The organism is Blastococcus sp. DSM 46786 (assembly GCF_900109665.1).
Classification (GTDB): Bacteria; Actinomycetota; Actinomycetes; order Mycobacteriales; family Geodermatophilaceae; genus Blastococcus; species Blastococcus carthaginiensis.
In genome coordinates, this window is sequence record NZ_FOAO01000002.1 from 163859 (window position 1) to 181345 (window position 17487).

Sequence of the window (17487 nt, forward strand, 5' to 3'; positions counted from 1 at the left end):
CGCTCGCCCAGGAGACCTCATGACCCGCCGCACCGTGCCCGGCACCCTGCTCGCCCTGACCGCCGCCCTCGCCCTGACCGCCTGCGGCGGGGAGGACGGGAGCGGCTCGTCGATCGAGCAGCCCACCTCGGTCGTCGCCGAGGAGATCGGCACCGACCTCTCGGAGGCCCCGGAGGTGCCGGCCTCCGACGCGCCCGCGCCGACCGAGCTCGTCGTCGAGGACGTCGTGCGGGGCGACGGCGAGGAGGCCGTCGAGGGTTCCACCGTGGCGGTGAAGTACGTCGGCGGCTTCTACGAGACCGGCGAGGAGTTCGACTCCTCCTGGAGCCGCGGGGCGGACGAGACGCTGCCGGTGACCCTCGGCGCGGGCCAGGTGATCCCGGGCTTCGAGCAGGGGATCACCGGCATGCAGGTCGGCGGCCGGCGGGTGATCACCATTCCCAGCGAGCTCGGCTACGGCGAGCAGGACCGCGGGCCGATCCCGGGTGGCTCCACGCTGGTCTTCGTGGTCGACCTCGTGGAGGTCACCGGCTGACCTGCGCACAGTCCCTGTCGACGTGCGTTCGGTGACGACGCGCCGCGCCAGGCGGCGGTCGGCTCCTGGGGTGCGTCGACGGAGTGGCCGGCGGGCACCTTGCCCTCCATGAGCATCCTCGGAAAGCTGATGGGCACGGCGCAGAGCGCGACCCGGGGTGCGGCGCGAGGTGGACGCGGCGCCGCACGGCCGGGACGCGGCATGGGCCGCGCCACGTCCGCGCGCAGGGGCACCGGGCGCGGACGCGCGGCCCCCACCACCGGCGGCGGCATCGGCCGCCTGGTGCAGGGCTTCCTGCGCCGGCGCTGAGTGGCGGGGTGGCCCGGCCGCACGGCCGGGCCACCCCTCACTCGCAGATCTCCAGCCGGGTCACCGTGCCGTTGTGCGGGGTGATCGCGGGCATCGCGTCGGCCCCCAGCCCCGCCGCCACGGCCTGCGCGGCGCGGATGGTGTCGCCGTGGGTCACCAGGGCCACCACGTCGGCCGGGGGCTCGGCGCAGAGTTGGGTGAGGTAGGCCGCCACCCGCGCGTGCAGCTCGGCCAGGCTCTCGCCGCCCTCGGCGGACCAGTGCGCGTCGGACCAGTCGACGACGTCCCACAGCTCCCGCGACGGCCGCCCCTCCAGCACCCCGTAGCCCTGCTCGCGCAGCGCCGGGGTGGTCGTGAAGGGCAGGCCCGTGGCGCGGGCGCAGTGCTCGGCGGTCTGCACCGCGCGCAGCAGGTCGCTGGAGAGCAGCACCCCCGGCCGCAGCCGCGTCAGCTCCGCGGCGGCCGCCTCGGCCTGCGTGTGGCCCAGCGGCGTGAGCGGCACGTGCGCCACCTGGCCCTGCATGCGACCTGCCGCATTCCACTCGCTCTGCCCGTGGCGCACGAGCAGCAGGGTCAGCGGTCGGGCCATGGCAAGGAGGCAGCGTAGGGCAGGGGTCCGCGAACCTCCGCGGCCCGCCTCGTACCGTCGTGGTCGTGAGCATCCCCGTCCGTCCCGGCGCGGCACGTCCCGCCGCGCCCGGCACCCCGGACCCGCTGGTCCCCCTGCTCGACCTGCCGGGCGTCCGGGACGCCGCCGACGCGGCCCGGGCGGGCGTCGACCGGCTGCTGGGCCACCGCGTGCTGCGCCGGGAGTCCGCCGGGGTGAGCACCGAGTCGGCGCTGCGCGGCGCGCGCGCCTCCGCCGCGCTGGCCGGCGTCGACGTGCCGCTCGCCGAGCTGCGGGCCGGGTCGGTCGACGACCCGGTCGTGCAGGGCGCGCTGCGCGTCTCGGCGGGGCTGGGCTCGATGGTGGAGACGTGGCCGCGGGCGCCCGGGCAGGTGATCGCCCGCCTGCACGTGCTGGCCGCCGCCGACCTCGACGACCGCGCCGACCTCGGCCGGCCGGCCGCGCACGCCGGCCCCCGGCTGGCCGGGCTGTTCTCCCTGGCCACCGGCACCACCACCGTCCCCGCCGTCCTCGTCGCGGCGCTGGTGCACGGCGAGCTGGCGGCGCTGGCCCCGTTCGGTACCGCCGACGGCGTCGTCGCCCGGGGCGCGGCCCGGCTGACCGGGATCGCCCGCGGGCTGGACCCCAAGGCGGTCTCGGTGCCCGAGGTGGGCTTCGCCGAGCTGGGCCGGGACGCCTACGGCGAGGCGCTGGCCGGCTATGCGACCGGCACCCCCGAGGGTGTGGCCGCGTGGCTGGTGCACTGCTGCCGGGCCACCGAGCACGGGGCGCTGGAGGGCCTGGCCATCTGCGAGAGCCTGCTCCGCGGCTGAGACTGGGGGCATGCGCACCCTCGACGTCCCGGGGCTCGGCCCCGTCAGCCGCATCGGCCTGGGCACCTGGCAGTTCGGGTCCCGCGAGTGGGGGTACGGCGACAGCTACGCCGATCGGGCCGCCCGCGACATCGTGCGCCGGGCCCGCGAGCTCGGCATCACGCTCTTCGACACCGCCGAGGTCTACGGCTTCGGGCGCAGCGAGCGGATCCTCGGCGAGGCGCTGGGGGAGGAACGCGACCGCGTCGTCGTCGCCAGCAAGATCTTCCCGGTGGCACCCTTCCCGAAGGTGGTGCGGCAGCGCTGGGCCGGGAGCGCCCGCCGGCTGGGCGTGGGCCGGATCCCGCTCTACCAGGTGCACCAGCCCAACCCGGTGATCCCCGACTCCGTGACGATGCCCGGGCTGCGGGAGCTGCTCGACGAGGGGGCGATCGGCGCGGTCGGCGTCTCCAACTACTCCCTGGACCGCTGGCGGGCCGCGGACGCCGCGCTCGGTGCGCCGGTCGTCGCGAACCAGGTGCAGTTCTCCCTGGCGCACGCCGGACCGCTGGAGGACCTGGTGCCCTTCGCCGAGCGCGAGGACCGGCTGGTCATCGCCTACAGCCCCCTCGCGCAGGGGCTGCTCGGCGGGAAGTACTCGGCCGAGAACCGGCCCGGGGGCGTGCGCGCGGTCAACCCGCTGTTCGGCACGGAGAACCTGCGCCGGGTCGAGCCGCTGCTCGACGTCCTGCGCCAGGTGTCCGACGCGCACGACGCGACGCCGGCGCAGGTCGCGCTGGCCTGGCTCGTCGCGCAGCCGCGCGTGGTGGTCATCCCCGGCGCCTCGAGCGTGGAGCAGCTCGAGTCCAACGCCGCGGCCGACGAGCTCGCGCTGGCCGACGACGAGGTGGCGGCGCTGACCGCGGCCGCGCGGGCGTTCTCCCCGGTGTCCGGCGTGCGGACCCTGGTCGACGGGCTGCGGGAGCGGTTCGGGCGCTGAGCGTCAGGCGCCGCGGCGGCGGCGCCGGCCCGGCGCCGGGTCGTCGGTGGGCAGCAGCCCGGCGCGCACGGCCCGGTGCCGGGCGTACCAGGCCAGCCCGACGACGGCGGCGCCCACGCCCATCGCGGCACCGGTGACCACCGGCGCGGGCGGCACCGAGAAGCGGGAACGCATGCTCACCGGCCGCTCGAAGCGCAGCACCGGCCAGCCGTGCTGCAGCGCGGCCTTGCGCAGCCCGCGGTCGGGGTTGACCGCGGTCGGGTGGCCGACGACGGAGAGCATCGGCAGGTCGGTGATCGAGTCGCTGTAGGCGTAGCAGTCGGCCAGGTCGTAGCCGCCCTCGGCGGCGAGCCGGCGGATCGCCTCGGCCTTGTGCTCGCCGTAGGCGTAGAACTCGATCTCGCCGGTGTAGCGGCCCTCCTCGGTGACCATCCGGGTGGCGACGACGCGGTCGACGCCGAGCATCTCGCCGATCGGCTCCACCATCTCCGCACCGCTGCTGGAGACGATGACGATCTCCCGACCGGCGGCGCGGTGCTCCTCGATGAGGTCGGCGGCCTCGGCGTAGACCAGCGGGTCGACGATCTCGTGCAGCGTCTCGCGGACGATCTCGTGGACGGTGGCGGCGTCCCAGCCGGTCACCATCGCGGTGAGCTGGGCGCGCAGCCGCTCCATCTGCTGGGCGTCGGCGCCGGCGAGGGAGAAGACGAACTGGGCGTACGCCGTCTTCAGGACGGCGCGGCGGTTGATCAGCCCGCCGTTGAAGAACGGGCGACCGAAGGCCAGCGTGCTGGACTTCGCGATGACCGTCTTGTCGAGGTCGAAGAACGCCGCGGAGCGGGACACGTCAGCCACGGTAGCTGGATCGGCAGGTAGCCGACCGGAGTGGACGGTGTCCACACCCGATGGGGTCATCCACAGTTCCGCTCCCGTTCTGGTCCCGTCCGCCCGGTGTCCGGTGGGCTCGCTCCCGTGCCCCTGCCACCCCCTTCCCGTCCCCTCGTGGTCAGCGCCGACGAGGACCTGCTCGACGAGCTGCTCCGGCTGGTCGCGGCCGCCGGCGCCGAGGCGGAGCTCGCCACCGGTGGCCCGGCGCTGCGGCGCGCCCACCGGGAGGCGGCGCTGGTGCTGGTCGGCGCGGAGGCGCTGGCCGCCGGGGTGCTGCGCGCGCTGCCCCGCCGCCCGGGAGTGGTCGTCGTCGCCACAGCCGAGCTGCCCGCGGAGGGGTGGGCGGCGGCGGTCGAGGTGGGTGCGGAACGGGTCGCGGTGCTGCCCGCCGACGAGGGGTGGCTGCTCTCCCGCTGCGCCGCCGCCGTCCGGGCGCCGGCCGAGCGCGGCCGGCTCGTCGCCGTGGGCGGGGCCTGCGGCGGGGCGGGCGCCAGCACGGTGGCCGCCGCGGTCGCCCTCGCCGCACCCGGCGGGGCCGTGCTGGTCGACGCCGACGCCTGGGGTGGCGGGCTGGACCTGCTGCTCGGGGCCGAGCTCGCCGAGGGGCTGAGGTGGCCCGAGCTCGCCGGGCTGCGCGGGGAGGTGGCCGGCGACGCGCTGCTGGCCGCGCTGCCCGGGATCGGCGACGTCCACCTGGTCTCCGCCGGCCGCGCGGGCGCGACGCCGATCCCCGACGCGGCGCTGACCGCGGTGGTGGGCGCGAGCCGCGGCACCGGGCTGCCGGTGGTCGTCGACCTGCCCCGCCCGGGGTGCGGCGGCCCGGGTCGCGGGGTGCAGGAGGTGCTGGCCGACGCCGACCTGGCCGTGCTCGTGGTGCCCGCCCGGCTGCGCGCCGCCACGGCCGCCCGCCGGCTGGTCGAGGCCCAGGGCTCGCCGTGGTCGGCGGCGCGCCTGGTGGTGCGCACCCTGCCCGGCGGGCTGCTGCCCGGTGACGTGGCCGAGGTGGTGGGCCGGCCGGTGCTGGCCGAGCTGCCGCACGACCGGGGAGCCGTCGCCCGGGCCGAGCGCGGGCAGCCGCCGGGTGCGCAGCCCCGGTCGCCGCTGGCCGCCGTCGCCCGGCGGTTGCTGGCGGAGCTGGCCGAGGGCGCCGGCCGGTGAGCGAGCCGTCGCTGCTGGACCGCGTGCGCGCGCGGCTCGCCGTCGCCGACGAGGTGCCCTCCCGGGCGGGGGTGGCGGCGCTGGTGCGTGCCGAGGCGGGCGGGCTGCTGGGTGACCGCGACGTCCTGCTCGCCGCGCGCGACGCCGTCGACGAGCTGGCCGGGGCCGGCCCGCTGGAGCCGCTGCTGCGGCTGCCCGGGGTCACCGACGTCCTGGTGAACGGGCCCGGCGAGGTGTGGCTGGACCGCGGGGCCGGGCTGGAGCGGGCCGCCGGTGTCCGCTTCGCCGACGACGACGCGGTGCGCCGGCTGGCGGTGCGGCTGGCCGCGTCGGCCGGCCGCCGCCTCGACGACGCCGCGCCGTGGGTCGACGTCGGCCTCCCCGGCGGCACCCGGCTGCACGCGGTGCTCCCGCCGGTCTCCGCCGGCGGCACCTGCCTCTCCCTGCGGGTGCTGCGCCGGTGCGCCCAGGCGCTGGCCGACCTGGAGGCGCTCGGGGCGCTGCCCGGCGAGAGCGGGGCGCTGGTGCGCGCGGTGGTGGCGCGGCGGGTGGCGTTCCTCGTCACCGGCGGCACCGGCTCGGGCAAGACCACCCTGCTGTCGGCCCTGCTGGGCGAGGTCGCCCCGGCCGAGCGGCTGGTGCTCTGCGAGGACGCCGCGGAGCTGACCCCGCCGCACCCGCACGTGGTGCGGCTGCTCACCCGGCCGCCCAACGTCGAGGGCGCCGGTGCGGTCGGCCTGCGCGACCTGGTGCGGCAGGCGCTGCGGATGCGGCCCGACCGGCTGGTGGTGGGGGAGGTGCGCGGGCCGGAGGTGGTCGACCTGCTGGCCGCGCTGAACACCGGCCACGACGGCGGCTGCGGCACCCTGCACGCCAACCGGGCCACCGAGGTGCCGGCGCGGCTGGAGGCGCTCGGCGTCGCCGCCGGGCTCGGTCGCGCCGCGGTGCACAGCCAGACCGCGGCCGCCCTGGACGTGGTGCTGCACCTGCGGCGGACGCCCGCCGGCCGACGGGTGGCCGAGATCGGGCTGCTCCGCCGGCAGGGGGAGCTCGTGGTGGTGGAACCCGGCTGGCGGGCCGACGGCGGGCCGTGCCCGGCCGGCGACGCGCTCCGGCGGCTGCTGGCCGGGCCGTGACCGCGGCGCTGCTGGCCGCGGCCGGCGCGGTGCTGCTCTGGCCCGACGGGCGCGCGGTCGCCCGGCGCCGGCTGCTCCGCGCAGGTCCGGCCGGGGCCCGTGCTCCCGGGCGGGTGCCGCTGCCGCTCGTCGCCGCGGTGGTCGCCGGCGGCGCGGGTGCGCTGCTGGCCACACCCCTGGTCGCGGTGCTCGCCGCCGGCTGCGCCGCGCTCGCGGCGCGCGCCCGGTCGGCCGGCCGCCGGGCGGCCGACGACGTCACCCGGCAGGCGGTGCTGGCCGAGGCGCTGGGCGCCGTCGCGGCGGAGTTGCGCGCGGGCCGGACGCTGACCGAGGCGGTGCGCACGGCCGCGGCCGACTGCCCCGACCCGGTGTGCGCCGCGGCGCTGGGGCGGGCCGCCCGCGCTCCGGTGACGGACGCGACCGGCGGGGGCGCCGACGGCGACGGGACGCCGGCTGCGCTCGCCCGGCTGTCGGCCGCCGTCGCGCTCGGCACCCGCACCGGCTGCTCGCTGGCCGCGGTGGTCGCCGCGGTCGAGGACGACCTGCGGGCCCGGCTGCGGCGGCGCCGCGAGCTGCTGGTGGCCACCGCCGGGCCCCGGGCCAGCGCCCGGCTGCTGGCCGGCCTCCCGCTGCTGGGGCTGGCGATGGGCAGCGGCGTCGGCGCCGATCCGTGGCACGTGCTCACCCGCACCGGTGCCGGGCAGGGGCTGCTGGTCGCCGGGGTGCTCCTCGAGGTGGCCGGCATCGCCTGGACCGGCCGCCTGGTCCGCCGGGTCGCGCGGTGACCGCCGCGCTGCCGGTCCTGCTGCTCGCCGCCGCGGTGGCGCTGTGGCCGCCCGGCGCGGCCGTGGCCGGCGAGCGGGTGCGCCGGGTGGCCGCGGGCGCTGCCCGTGCCGCCGCTCCCGGGGACGCCCCGGCGGCGGGGGCCCGGCGCCGGTGGCTGCTCGCCGGCGCGGCCGGGCTCGCGGCGGGCCTCCTGGTCGGGGGCGCGGCCGGGGCGTGCGCCGCCGTCGTCGTCACCGCGGCGGGGGAGCGGGCGCTGCGCGCCGCGGCGCCCGACCGGGACGCCGAGGAGCGGGCGGTCCTCCTGCGGGAGCTGCCGGTGGCCTGCGAGCTGCTCGCGGCGTGCCTGGGCGCGGGGCTGCCCCTCGCGGGCGCGCTCGCCGCCGTCGCCGGGGCGGTGCCCGGACCGCTGGGCCGGCGGCTGCACGGCGTGGCCGCGCTGCACCGCATGGGTGCCGCGCCGCGGCGGGCCTGGGCCGACCAGCCGGCCGAGCTCGGCGGGCTGGCCCGCGTGCTGGTGCGGGCGGGGGAGTCCGGCGCCGCCGCGGTGCCGGCGCTGCACGCGCTGGCCGGGGAGGCCCGGTCGGCGGCGCGCGCGCAGGCGCAGGCGGCGGTGCAGCGGGCCGGGGTGTGGGTGCTGGCCCCGCTCGGGCTGTGCTTCCTGCCCGCGTTCGTCTGCCTGGGCGTGGTCCCGCTGGTCCTCGGCATCGCCGGCGACGTCTTCGGCTGACGCGTCCACAGCCACCGGCCCCCTCCACAGATCGCCCGCACGCGCGGGACGGGCCTGCACCGGCCGCCAGGCTCGGAGCACCGCCCCACCGGGGCACGACCGAGAGGACCGACCATGACAGCCGACCAGCCCGTTCCCGATGCCGACGCCACCCCCGCCGCCGATCGGCCGGCTCCCGACACCGACGCCACCCCCGCCGCCGGACGCCGCCCGGGCCGCCTGGCCCGCCTGCGGAGCCGGGCGGAGGCCGGGATGAGCACCGCCGAGTACGCCGTCGGCACCGTGGCCGCCTGCGCCTTCGCCGCCGTGCTCTACCGGGTCGTCTCCGGTGACTCCGTCGTCACCGGCCTCACCGACCTGGTCGAGGCCGCGCTCGCCACCCTCTCCTGACCGGTGCGGCGTCGAGTGGCCCGGCGGGGCGAGGCGGGGATGGTCACGGCCGAGACCGCGGTGGTGCTGCCGGTGCTGCTGCTCGTGCTCGCCGGCGCCGTCGCCGCCGTGACCGTGGTGGGCGCCCAGCTGCGCTGCGTCGACGCCGCCCGGGAGGGCGCGCGGGCGGCGGCGCGCGGGGAGGATGCCGCGGTCGTCGCGGAGTGGGCCGGCCGGGCTGCGCCGGCCGGTGCGCGCACCGGCCTCACCGGCAGCGGCGACGAGGTCCGGGTGACGGTGGCGGCCGAGGTGCGGCCGCTGGGGCCGCTGCCCTGGCGGGTCACGGTGGTCGCGGAGGCGGTCGCCTGGCGCGAGCCCGCCGCGGGGCTCCCGGGATGAGCGGGGAGCGCGGCTCGGCCACCGTGTGGGTGCTCGTGCTCTCCGCCGTCCTCGTCGCGGTCACCGCCGGTGCGGTGCTCGTCGGGCTGGCGACGGCCGCCCGCCACCGCGCGGGGTCGGCCGCGGACCTCGCTGGCCTGGCCGCCGCCGGCCGGGCGGTGCTCGGGGACCCGGACCCGTGCACCGCGGCCGTCGAGGTCGCCGCCGCCAACGGCGCCGAGCTGGTCGGCTGCCGGGTCGGGCCGGGGGCGGTCGTCGCGGTCGAGGTCCGCGTCGCCTTCCGGCTGGGCCGGCTGGGGGTGCACGACACCCTCGGCCGGGCGCGGGCCGGCCCGGTGCCGGCCGGGTCAGAAGACGAGGTCCTCCTCGGCCGGTCCGGGCGGGACGTCGGCGGTCGGCGGTCCGACGGGGGCCGGCGCCGCCGCGCGCACCTCCTCGATGTCGGCGTCCGTGTCGTCGTCGGCCGCGTTGGCGACGTCGGCTGCGGCCAGCTCGTCGAGCACGATGTCGAGCACCCGCACCGCGCCGGCCTTGTCCAGCGGGTCGTTGCCGTTGCCGCACTTGGGCGACTGCACGCACGACGGGCAGCCCGCCTCGCACTCGCAGCTGGCCACGGTCGCCCGCGTGGCCTGCAACCACCGGCGCAGCGCCGCGTACCCGCGCTCGCTGAAGCCCGCACCGCCCGGGTGCCCGTCGTAGACGAAGACCGCCGCGGTCCCGGTGTCGGGGTGCACCGCCGTCGACAGCCCGCCGAGGTCCCACCGGTCGCAGGTCGCCAGCAGCGGCAGGATGCCGATCGCCGCGTGCTCGGCGGCGTGCAGCGAGCCGGGCAGCGCCGCGTCGTCGACGTCGGCCCGCTCCACGGCCCGGTGGTCCAGCGTCAGCCACACCGCCTTGGTGCGCAGCTGGCGGGGCGGCAGGTCCAGCGGGAACTCCGCCAGCACCTCGCCGGTGCCCAGCCGGCGCCGCTGGTAGGCCACCACCTGGTTGGTCACGTCGACCACGCCGGTGTGCGCGGTGACCGTGCCCAGCGGCCGCGTCCGCTCGATCGAGACGATCGACAGGTCCGTCACGTCGCGGGCCACGGTGGTCCACTCCGGGCTCTCCGGGTGCACGACCGCGCAGGCGTCGTCCAGGTCGAACTCGTCCACGACGAAGGTGTCGCCCCGGTGCACGTAGAGCGCGCCCTCGTGCACCGTCGAGTGCGCCGCCCCACCGTCGACGGTGCCCAGCAGCCGCCCGGTGCCCGCCTCGATGATCGCCACCGGCTCGTCGCCGCTGCCGCGGATGTCGACGTCGGGGCGGCCGCGCCCGGCCCAGTACCAGCCGGCGGGGCGCCGGCGCAGCTGCCCGGCGGCCACCAGCTCCTCGAGCTGCGCCTCGGCGACCGGGCCGCCGAAGTCGGCGAGGTCGGCGGGCACCAGCGGCAGCTCGGCCGCCGCGCAGCACAGCTGCGGGCCGAGCACGTAGGGGTTGGCCGGGTCGGTCACGGTGGCCTCGATCGGCCGGCCGAACACCGCCCGCGGGTGGTGGGCCAGGTAGTGGTCCAGCGGGTCGTCGCGGGCGACGAAGACGACCAGCGACTCCCGCTGCGCCCGCCCGGCGCGGCCGGCCTGCTGCCACAGGGAGGCGAGCGTGCCCGGGTAGCCGGCCAGGACGACGGCGTCCAGCCCGGCGATGTCGATGCCGAGCTCCAGGGCGTTGGTCGTCGCGACACCGAGCAGGTCGCCCGCCGACAGCGCCCGCTCCAGCTCCCGGCGTTCCTCGGGCAGGTAGCCGCCGCGGTAGGAGTCCACCCGGGCCACCAGGTCGGGGCGGCCGCGGTCGTGCAGCAGCCGGCGGGCCTGCTCGGCCACCGACTCGGCGCTCCGGCGCGAGCGGACGAACGCGAGCGTGCGGGCGCCGCGCTCGACCAGGTCGGCGAGCAGCCCGGCGGCGTCGGCGGCGGCCGAGCGGCGCAGCGGCGCCCCGTGCTCGCCGGTCCGCTCGGTCAGCGGCGGCTCCCACAGCGCGAAGGTGGCGCCCGGGCGCGGCGAGCCGTCGTCGGTGACGGCGAGGACCTCCGCGCCGACCAGCCGGGTGGCCGCGGCGGCCGGATCGGCGACGGTGGCCGAGGCCAGCACGAACACCGGCTCCGCGCCGTAGCGCCGGCAGATGCGCCGCAGCCGCCGCAGCACGTGGCCCACGTGGGAGCCGAAGACGCCGCGGTAGGCGTGGCACTCGTCGATGACCACGTAGGCCACCCGGCGCAGCGTGCTCGACCAGCGCTGGTGGGCCGGCAGGATCCCGCGGTGCAGCATGTCGGGGTTGGTGACGATCCAGCGCGAGTGCCGGCGGACCCAGTCCCGCTCCTCGGCCGGGGTGTCGCCGTCGTAGGCCGCCGGCCGCACCGAGGGGTCGGCCAGCTCGGCCACCGAGGCCAGCTGGTCGCGCGCCAGCGCCTTGGTGGGTGCGAGGTAGAGCACGCAGGCGCGGGGGTCCTCGGCCAGCCGGGTGAGGGCCGGCAGCTGGTAGGCCAGCGACTTGCCCGACGCCGTACCCGTGGCGACGACGACGTGCCGGCCGTCGCGGGCGGCCTGCGCCGCCGCCACCTGGTGCTGCCACGGGGCGCTCACCCCCCGGGCGACCAGGCGGTCGCGCAGCCCGGGCTCCACCCACCCCGGCCAGCCGGCGGTGCGGCTCTCGCGCACCGGCAGGTGGTGGACGTGGGTGACCGGCTGCTCGTCCTCCGCCGTGCCGGCGAGGAGCGCCGTCAGCAGCTCGCCGCCGTGCGGTACCTGCCCGGTCGGCGCCGCGCCGCCCCCGGACCGGTCGTCCGTGCCGGGAGGGGGAGCCGACCGGACCGGGTGGAGCGTGGTCACGGGCTCCACTGTCACACCCGCGCGCAACCCGCCGCGTTCCCGGAGAGCACCTGCGCGGCAACACGTGGGCATCGATGTGGGACTTCCGCACCGGGCCGACGCTCGAACCAGCCTTCTGACCTGTGCGCCCCCTCGTGAGATGGGTGAGATCGGAACGGGCCGCCCGGCACGGTCGAGCATCCGATGGTGTGCGCTGCACCCCACTTCCAAGGGGGTCAGAAGCGGGCGCACTTCGTCGGCCGGTGACCGGCTCGCGCGACCCGCCACACCCACGTCGTGAGGGAGGCGCGCGCGTCAGGGCCTCGACCCCAGTGGTGACGTCCCACAGGACCGCCCACGTGTTGCCGTACCGGGGAAAGCACGAGGAGCGAAGGGGTCGCACGGAGTGTGATCTGCCTTACACTTCGCCGCGTTCGTGTCCCGGCGGGTCCGTCGGGGCGCGGACGCCGATCTCCGCCCGGGCCGGGGGGCACGGCGCCACCCGGGCGGCCGCCGACGCCTGGAGGACACATGCCCGAGGGTTCGCTGTCCGGCGGGGAGACCGCGCTCGTCGCCGTCGTCCTCGTCGTCTCCCTGGCCGCCCTGGTCTTCGCCGCCTACCTGGTCCGTGCGGTCCTCGCCGCCGATCAGGGCACGGTGAAGATGCAGGAGATCGCGCGGGCAGTGCAGGAGGGAGCGGCGGCGTACCTGCGCCGGCAGTTCCGCACGCTCGCGGTCTTCGCCGTCATCGTCTTCGCGGTGCTGCTGGTCCTCCCGGTGGCCGAGGGCGGTCTGGGCACGCGGCTGGGCCGGGCGGTGTTCTTCCTCGTCGGCGCGCTGTTCTCGGCGCTGGTGGGCTTCATCGGGATGACGCTGGCCACCCGCGGCAACGTCCGGATGGCCGCGGCGGCGCAGGGCGGCGGCTACCGCCCCGCCTTCCGCATCGCGTACCGCACCGGCGGCGTGTGCGGGATGATCACCATCGGGCTGGGCCTCTTCGGTGCCGCCCTGGTGCTGCTGCTCTTCGACGACACCGCGCCGGTGGTCCTCGAGGGCTTCGGCTTCGGCGGCGCCCTGCTGGCGATGTTCATGCGCGTCGGCGGCGGCATCTTCACCAAGGCCGCCGACGTCGGCGCCGACCTCGTCGGCAAGGTCGAGGCCGGCATCCCCGAGGACGACCCGCGCAACGCCGCCACCATCGCCGACAACGTGGGGGACAACGTCGGCGACTGCGCCGGCATGGCCGCCGACCTCTTCGAGTCCTACGCCGTCACCCTGGTCGCCGCGCTCATCCTCGGGCAGGTCTTCTTCGGCTCGATCGGCATGGTCTTCCCCCTGGTGGTCGCCGCCATCGGCGTCATCGCCTCGGTCGTGGGCGTCCTGGCCACCAACCCGGGCAAGAACGACCGCAACGGCCTGGCCCCCATCAACCGCGGCTTCTTCGTCTCCGCCGCGGTGTCGCTGCTGCTGGTCGCCGTCGCCTCGTTCACCCTGCTCCCCGACACCGGCGGCGGCATCGACCTGCCGGTCAGCCCGCAGGTGCTCGGCTTCGTCGCCGTGCTCGTCGGGGTCGTCCTGGCCGCCGCGATCCAGCAGCTCACCGGCTACTTCACCGAGACCAGCCGCAAGCCGGTCCAGGACGTCGGCCGCAGCTCGCTGACCGGGCCGGCCACCGTCATCCTGTCGGGCATCTCGCTGGGGCTGGAGTCGGCGGTCTACGCCGCGCTGCTCATCGGCGGGGCGGTCTACGGCGCCTTCCTCATCGGCGGCGGTGCCGCCCTCTACGCGGTCGCGCTCGCCGGCTGCGGGCTGCTCACCACGGCCGGCGTCATCGTCTCCATGGACACCTTCGGCCCGGTCAGCGACAACGCGCAGGGCATCGCAGAGATGTCCGGCGACATCGACGACGACGGCGCCCGCGTGCTGACCGACCTCGACGCCATCGGGAACACCACCAAGGCGATCACCAAGGGGATCGCCATCGCCACCGCCGTCCTCGCGGCCACGGCGCTCTTCGGCTCCTACAACGCCCAGGTCGCCGTCGCCCTGGACGAGGCCGGCGCCACGCTCGGCGACGCCTTCGGCCTGGTGAACCCGAACAACGTCGTCGGCGCGGTGCTCGGCGCCGCGGTGGTCTTCTTCTTCTCCGGACTGGCCATCAGCGCCGTGTCCCGGGCGGCGGGGCGGGTCGTGTTCGAGGTGCGCGAGCAGTTCCGCACCCACCCCGGGATCATGACCTTCACCGAGCGTCCCGACTACGGCGCCGTGGTCGACATCTGCACCAAGGACTCGCTGCGCGAGCTGGCGACGCCGGGGCTGCTGGCCGTGCTCGCCCCGGTGGCCGTGGGCTTCGGCCTGGGCATCGGGCCGCTGGCCGCCTACCTCGTCGGGGCGATCGCGGCCGGCACCCTCATGGCGGTGTTCCTCTCCAACTCCGGCGGAGCCTGGGACAACGCCAAGAAGATGGTGGAGGACGGCAGCTACGGCGGGAAGGGCAGCGAGGCGCACGCGGCCACCGTCATCGGCGACACCGTGGGTGACCCGTTCAAGGACACCGCCGGCCCCGCGATCAACCCGCTGATCAAGGTGATGAACCTGGTGGCGCTGCTCATCGCGCCGGCGGTGGTCGCCCTGTCGGTGGGGGAGGACGCCAACACCCCGGCGCGGGTGGCGATCGCGCTCGCCGCGGTGCTCGTCGTCGTCGCCGCGGTCGTCGTCTCCAAGCGCCGCTCGGTCGTCGTCGGCGAGGCGACGCCGGCCTCGACGGGCTCCGAGCTCACCACCAGCGCCCCCTGAGCCTGACCCCTTGGCGGTACGCCGCCTTCCACCTGCGGGAACACGGCCGCACCATCCACGTTGGTCGGGGTGGCGGCACGCCCACGAGAAGGTCGCGCCCGGCGCACCGTCGCCGGCGTGGCTTACCGTGGCCCGCCGAGGGGCGTTCCGCGGTGACGCCCGCCCGGTCCCGGACTCCCGGGGCCGGTGCACCCGGGCCGCCCGGCCCGGCAAGGCACGCCGCACCCGCACCACCTCAGCACCACCGACAGGAGTCCCGTGCCCACGAAGACCACGCAGCCCGGCACCGAGAACGAGCCCACGACGGACGACGCCGCGAAGACGCCGACCCGCCGGGGCTCGGCCGCGCCCGGCGGCCGGCCGCTGGTCATCGTCGAGTCGCCGACCAAGGCCAACAAGATCGCCGGCTACCTCGGCAACGGCTACGTCGTCGAGGCGAGTGTCGGGCACATCCGCGACCTGCCGCGCAACGCCGCCGACGTGCCGGCCGAGCACAAGGGCGCGGCCTGGGCCCGGCTCGGTGTCGACGTCGACAACTCGTTCGAGCCGCTCTACGTGGTCAGCCCCGACCGCAAGCAGCAGGTGACCCGGCTCAAGCAGCTGGTCAAGAACGCCAGCGAGATCTACCTCGCCACAGACGAGGACCGCGAGGGCGAGGCCATCGCCTGGCACCTGATCGACACCCTCAAGCCGCGGGTCCCGGTGCGCCGGATGGTCTTCCACGAGATCACCCCCGAGGCGATCGCCCGGGCCGTGGCCAACCCGCGCGACCTCGACACCCACCTGGTCGACGCCCAGGAGACCCGCCGCATCCTCGACCGGCTCTACGGCTACGAGGTCAGCCCGGTCCTCTGGAAGAAGGTGCTGCCCAAGCTCTCGGCCGGCCGCGTCCAGTCGGTCGCGACCCGCATCGTGGTCGAGCGCGAGCGGGAGCGCATGGCGTTCACCGCGGCCGACTACTGGTCGCTGGAGGGCACCTTCGCCGTCGCCGGCCAGCGCGCCGGTGCCGACGCCGGGGAGCCCGCCACCGTGCGGGCCAAGCTGGTCAGCGTCGACGACAGCCGGGTCGCCACCGGCCGGGACTTCGACGCCGCCACCGGCCGCGTCACCGGCGACGTCGTGCACCTCGACGAGGCCGGCGCCCGCGGCCTCGCCGCCCGGCTCGAGGGTCGCCAGGTCAGCGTCAGCCGGGTCGACGAGAAGCCCTACCGCCGTCGTCCGTACGCGCCGTTCACCACCTCGACGCTGCAGATGGAGGCCGGCCGCAAGCTCGGCTGGTCGTCGGCGCAGGTCATGCGGGTGGCCCAGCGGCTGTACGAGAACGGCCACATCACCTACATGCGGACCGACTCGACGAACCTCTCCGACGAGGCGATCAACGCCGCCCGCACCCAGGCCCGGGAGCTGTACGGCGACGCCTACGTCCCGGCCGAGGCGCGGCGCTACGCGAAGAAGGCCAAGGGCGCACAGGAGGCCCACGAGGCGATCCGCCCCGCCGGGGACAACTTCCGCACGCCCGGGCAGCTGGCCGCCGGGCTCGCCCGCGACGAATTCCGGCTCTACGAGCTGATCTGGCAGCGCACCATCGCCTCCCAGATGGCCGACGCCGTCGGCCAGACCGTCAGCATCCGGCTGGCCGGCCGCAGCACCACCGATGAGGCGGTCGAGTTCACCGCCAGCGGCCGCACGATCACCTTCCCCGGCTTCCTCCGGGCCTACGTCGAGTCCCGCGACGAGGGCGCGCAGGCCTTCGGCGACGACGACCACGGCAGCGACGACGCCGAGCGGCGGCTGCCCCGGCTGGAACGCGGCCAGCAGCTCGACACCCAGGCGCTGGACGCCAAGGGGCACAGCACCCAGCCGCCGTCCCGCTACACCGAGCCGAGCCTGACGGCGCGGCTGGAGGAGCTGGGGATCGGCCGGCCCTCCACCTACGTGTCGATCCTCCAGACGATCCAGGACCGCGGGTACGTGTGGAAGAAGGGCTCGGCGCTGGTGCCGTCCTTCGTCGCGTTCGCGGTGGTCAACCTGCTGGAGCAGCACTTCGCCCAGCTCGTCGACTACCAGTTCACCGCCTCCCTCGAGGAGGAGCTCGACGAGATCGCCGGCGGAACGCTGCAGCGCGTGACCTGGCTGACCGAGTTCTACTTCGGCGGCGAGGGGCGGCACGCCGGCGCGATCGCGCAGTCCGGCGGCCTCAAGCACGTGATCGGCCAGCGGCTGGAGGAGATCGACGCCCGCGGCGTCAACTCCATCCCGCTGCGCGCCACCGACGCCGACGGTCGTGCGGTCGTCGTGCGGGTCGGCCGCTACGGCCCCTACCTGCAGGCCGGTGGCGAGGACGGAGCCCGGGTCAGCATCCCCGAGGACATCGCGCCCGACGAGCTGACCACGGAGAAGGTCCGGGAGCTGCTGGAGGCGCCGTCGGGCGACCGCGAGCTGGGCACCGACCCGGAGTCCGGGCACCCGGTCGTGGTGAAGGCCGGCCGCTACGGCCCCTACGTCACCACCGTCGTCCCCGAGGGCAGCAAGGAGTCGCCCCGCACGGCGAGCCTGTTCTCCTCGATGTCCCCGGAGACGGTGACGATCGACGACGCGCTCAAGCTCCTCACCCTGCCGCGCACCGTGGGCACCGCGCCCGACGGCGAGGAGATCCAGGCGCTCAACGGCCGCTACGGCCCGTACCTGAAGAAGGGCACCGACTCCCGCTCGCTGGAGGGGGAGGAAAAGCTCTTCACCACCACGCTGGAGGAGGCGCTGGCGATCTTCGCCCAGCCGAAGCAGCGCGGCCGGGCGGCGGCCAAGGCCCCGCTCAAGGAGCTCGGGCCCGACCCGGTCACCCAGGGCGTGGTCACCGTGCGGGAGGGCCGCTTCGGCCCGTACGTGACCGACGGCGAGACGAACGCCAGCCTGCGCAAGGACGACGACATCGAGTCGATCACCATCGAGCGCGCCGCCGAGCTCCTGGCCGACCGCCGCGCCCGCGGCCCGGCGACCAAGAAGAAGGCAGCCAAGAAGACCACCGCGAAGAAGACGGCGGCCAAGAAGACCACCGCCAAGAAGGCGACGGCGAAGAAGACGACGGGGAAGCAGGCCGCGGACCCGGTCTCGGCCGGCTGAACTCC

At 76.8% G+C, this 17487-nt stretch carries 15 protein-coding genes; 12 read left to right on the forward strand and 3 right to left on the reverse strand.

Features of this window, described 5'->3' with window-relative positions:
- Positions 1 to 19 precede the first annotated feature (19 nt).
- The gene (locus BMW62_RS02825; RefSeq protein WP_091929317.1) at positions 20 to 535 is read left to right on the forward strand and encodes an FKBP-type peptidyl-prolyl cis-trans isomerase; all 516 of its coding nucleotides are present in this window, start codon (positions 20 to 22) and stop codon (positions 533 to 535) included.
- Between the two features lie 108 nt (positions 536 to 643).
- Complete coding sequence (locus BMW62_RS02830; RefSeq protein WP_091929318.1) at positions 644 to 844, forward strand: hypothetical protein; 201 nt, start codon at positions 644 to 646, stop codon at positions 842 to 844.
- Positions 845 to 881: 37 nt separating this feature from the next.
- On the opposite strand, the gene BMW62_RS02835 is transcribed toward BMW62_RS02830, so the two are convergent.
- On the reverse strand, positions 882 to 1433 hold the full coding sequence (locus BMW62_RS02835; protein WP_091929319.1) for a histidine phosphatase family protein: 552 nt from the start codon (positions 1431 to 1433) through the stop codon (positions 882 to 884).
- Positions 1434 to 1498: 65 nt separating this feature from the next.
- Here BMW62_RS02835 and BMW62_RS02840 point away from each other — a divergent pair, with 65 nt between their 5' ends.
- Complete coding sequence (locus BMW62_RS02840; protein WP_091929475.1) at positions 1499 to 2284, forward strand: Fic family protein; 786 nt, start codon at positions 1499 to 1501, stop codon at positions 2282 to 2284.
- 10 nt (positions 2285 to 2294) lie between these two features.
- Entirely contained in the window at positions 2295 to 3263 is a 969-nt protein-coding gene (locus BMW62_RS02845; protein ID WP_091929320.1) for an aldo/keto reductase, read from the forward strand.
- Positions 3264 to 3266: 3 nt separating this feature from the next.
- On the opposite strand, the gene BMW62_RS02850 is transcribed toward BMW62_RS02845, so the two are convergent.
- Entirely contained in the window at positions 3267 to 4109 is an 843-nt protein-coding gene (locus tag BMW62_RS02850; RefSeq protein WP_091929321.1) for an HAD family hydrolase, read from the reverse strand.
- Positions 4110 to 4265: 156 nt separating this feature from the next.
- Between BMW62_RS02850 and ssd the strand changes: the two genes are divergently transcribed.
- From ssd to BMW62_RS02880, 6 genes are all read left to right on the forward strand, one after another.
- Positions 4266 to 5309 (forward strand): septum site-determining protein Ssd, encoded by a 1044-nt coding sequence (gene ssd / locus BMW62_RS02855; protein ID WP_244523798.1) that lies wholly within the window; start codon positions 4266 to 4268, stop codon positions 5307 to 5309.
- The gene (locus BMW62_RS02860) at positions 5306 to 6445 is read left to right on the forward strand and encodes a TadA family conjugal transfer-associated ATPase (RefSeq protein ID WP_091929323.1); all 1140 of its coding nucleotides are present in this window, start codon (positions 5306 to 5308) and stop codon (positions 6443 to 6445) included. The genes ssd and BMW62_RS02860 overlap by 4 nt, the downstream gene beginning before the upstream one ends.
- On the forward strand, positions 6442 to 7230 hold the full coding sequence (locus BMW62_RS02865) for a type II secretion system F family protein (RefSeq protein WP_091929476.1): 789 nt from the start codon (positions 6442 to 6444) through the stop codon (positions 7228 to 7230). Before BMW62_RS02860 ends, BMW62_RS02865 begins: the two co-directional genes overlap by 4 nt.
- Complete coding sequence (locus BMW62_RS02870; RefSeq protein ID WP_244523799.1) at positions 7227 to 7958, forward strand: type II secretion system F family protein; 732 nt, start codon at positions 7227 to 7229, stop codon at positions 7956 to 7958. Before BMW62_RS02865 ends, BMW62_RS02870 begins: the two co-directional genes overlap by 4 nt.
- A gap of 114 nt (positions 7959 to 8072) precedes the next feature.
- Positions 8073 to 8348: a DUF4244 domain-containing protein gene (locus BMW62_RS02875; protein WP_091929324.1), complete on the forward strand. Its 276-nt coding sequence runs from the start codon at positions 8073 to 8075 to the stop codon at positions 8346 to 8348.
- 3 nt (positions 8349 to 8351) lie between these two features.
- Positions 8352 to 8726, forward strand: a complete 375-nt coding sequence (locus BMW62_RS02880) for a TadE family type IV pilus minor pilin (RefSeq protein WP_244523800.1) — start codon at positions 8352 to 8354, stop codon at positions 8724 to 8726.
- Positions 8727 to 9073: 347 nt separating this feature from the next.
- Here the strand turns inward: BMW62_RS02880 and BMW62_RS02890 are convergent, their stop codons facing one another.
- Complete coding sequence (locus tag BMW62_RS02890) at positions 9074 to 11587, reverse strand: DEAD/DEAH box helicase (protein WP_244523801.1); 2514 nt, start codon at positions 11585 to 11587, stop codon at positions 9074 to 9076.
- Between the two features lie 510 nt (positions 11588 to 12097).
- On the opposite strand from BMW62_RS02890, the gene BMW62_RS02895 reads away from it, so the two are divergent.
- On the forward strand, positions 12098 to 14362 hold the full coding sequence (locus BMW62_RS02895; RefSeq protein WP_091929325.1) for a sodium-translocating pyrophosphatase: 2265 nt from the start codon (positions 12098 to 12100) through the stop codon (positions 14360 to 14362).
- A gap of 258 nt (positions 14363 to 14620) precedes the next feature.
- A complete protein-coding gene (gene topA, locus BMW62_RS02900; protein ID WP_091929326.1) occupies positions 14621 to 17482 on the forward strand; it encodes a type I DNA topoisomerase in 2862 nt (953 codons plus the stop codon).
- Positions 17483 to 17487: the final 5 nt, after the last annotated feature.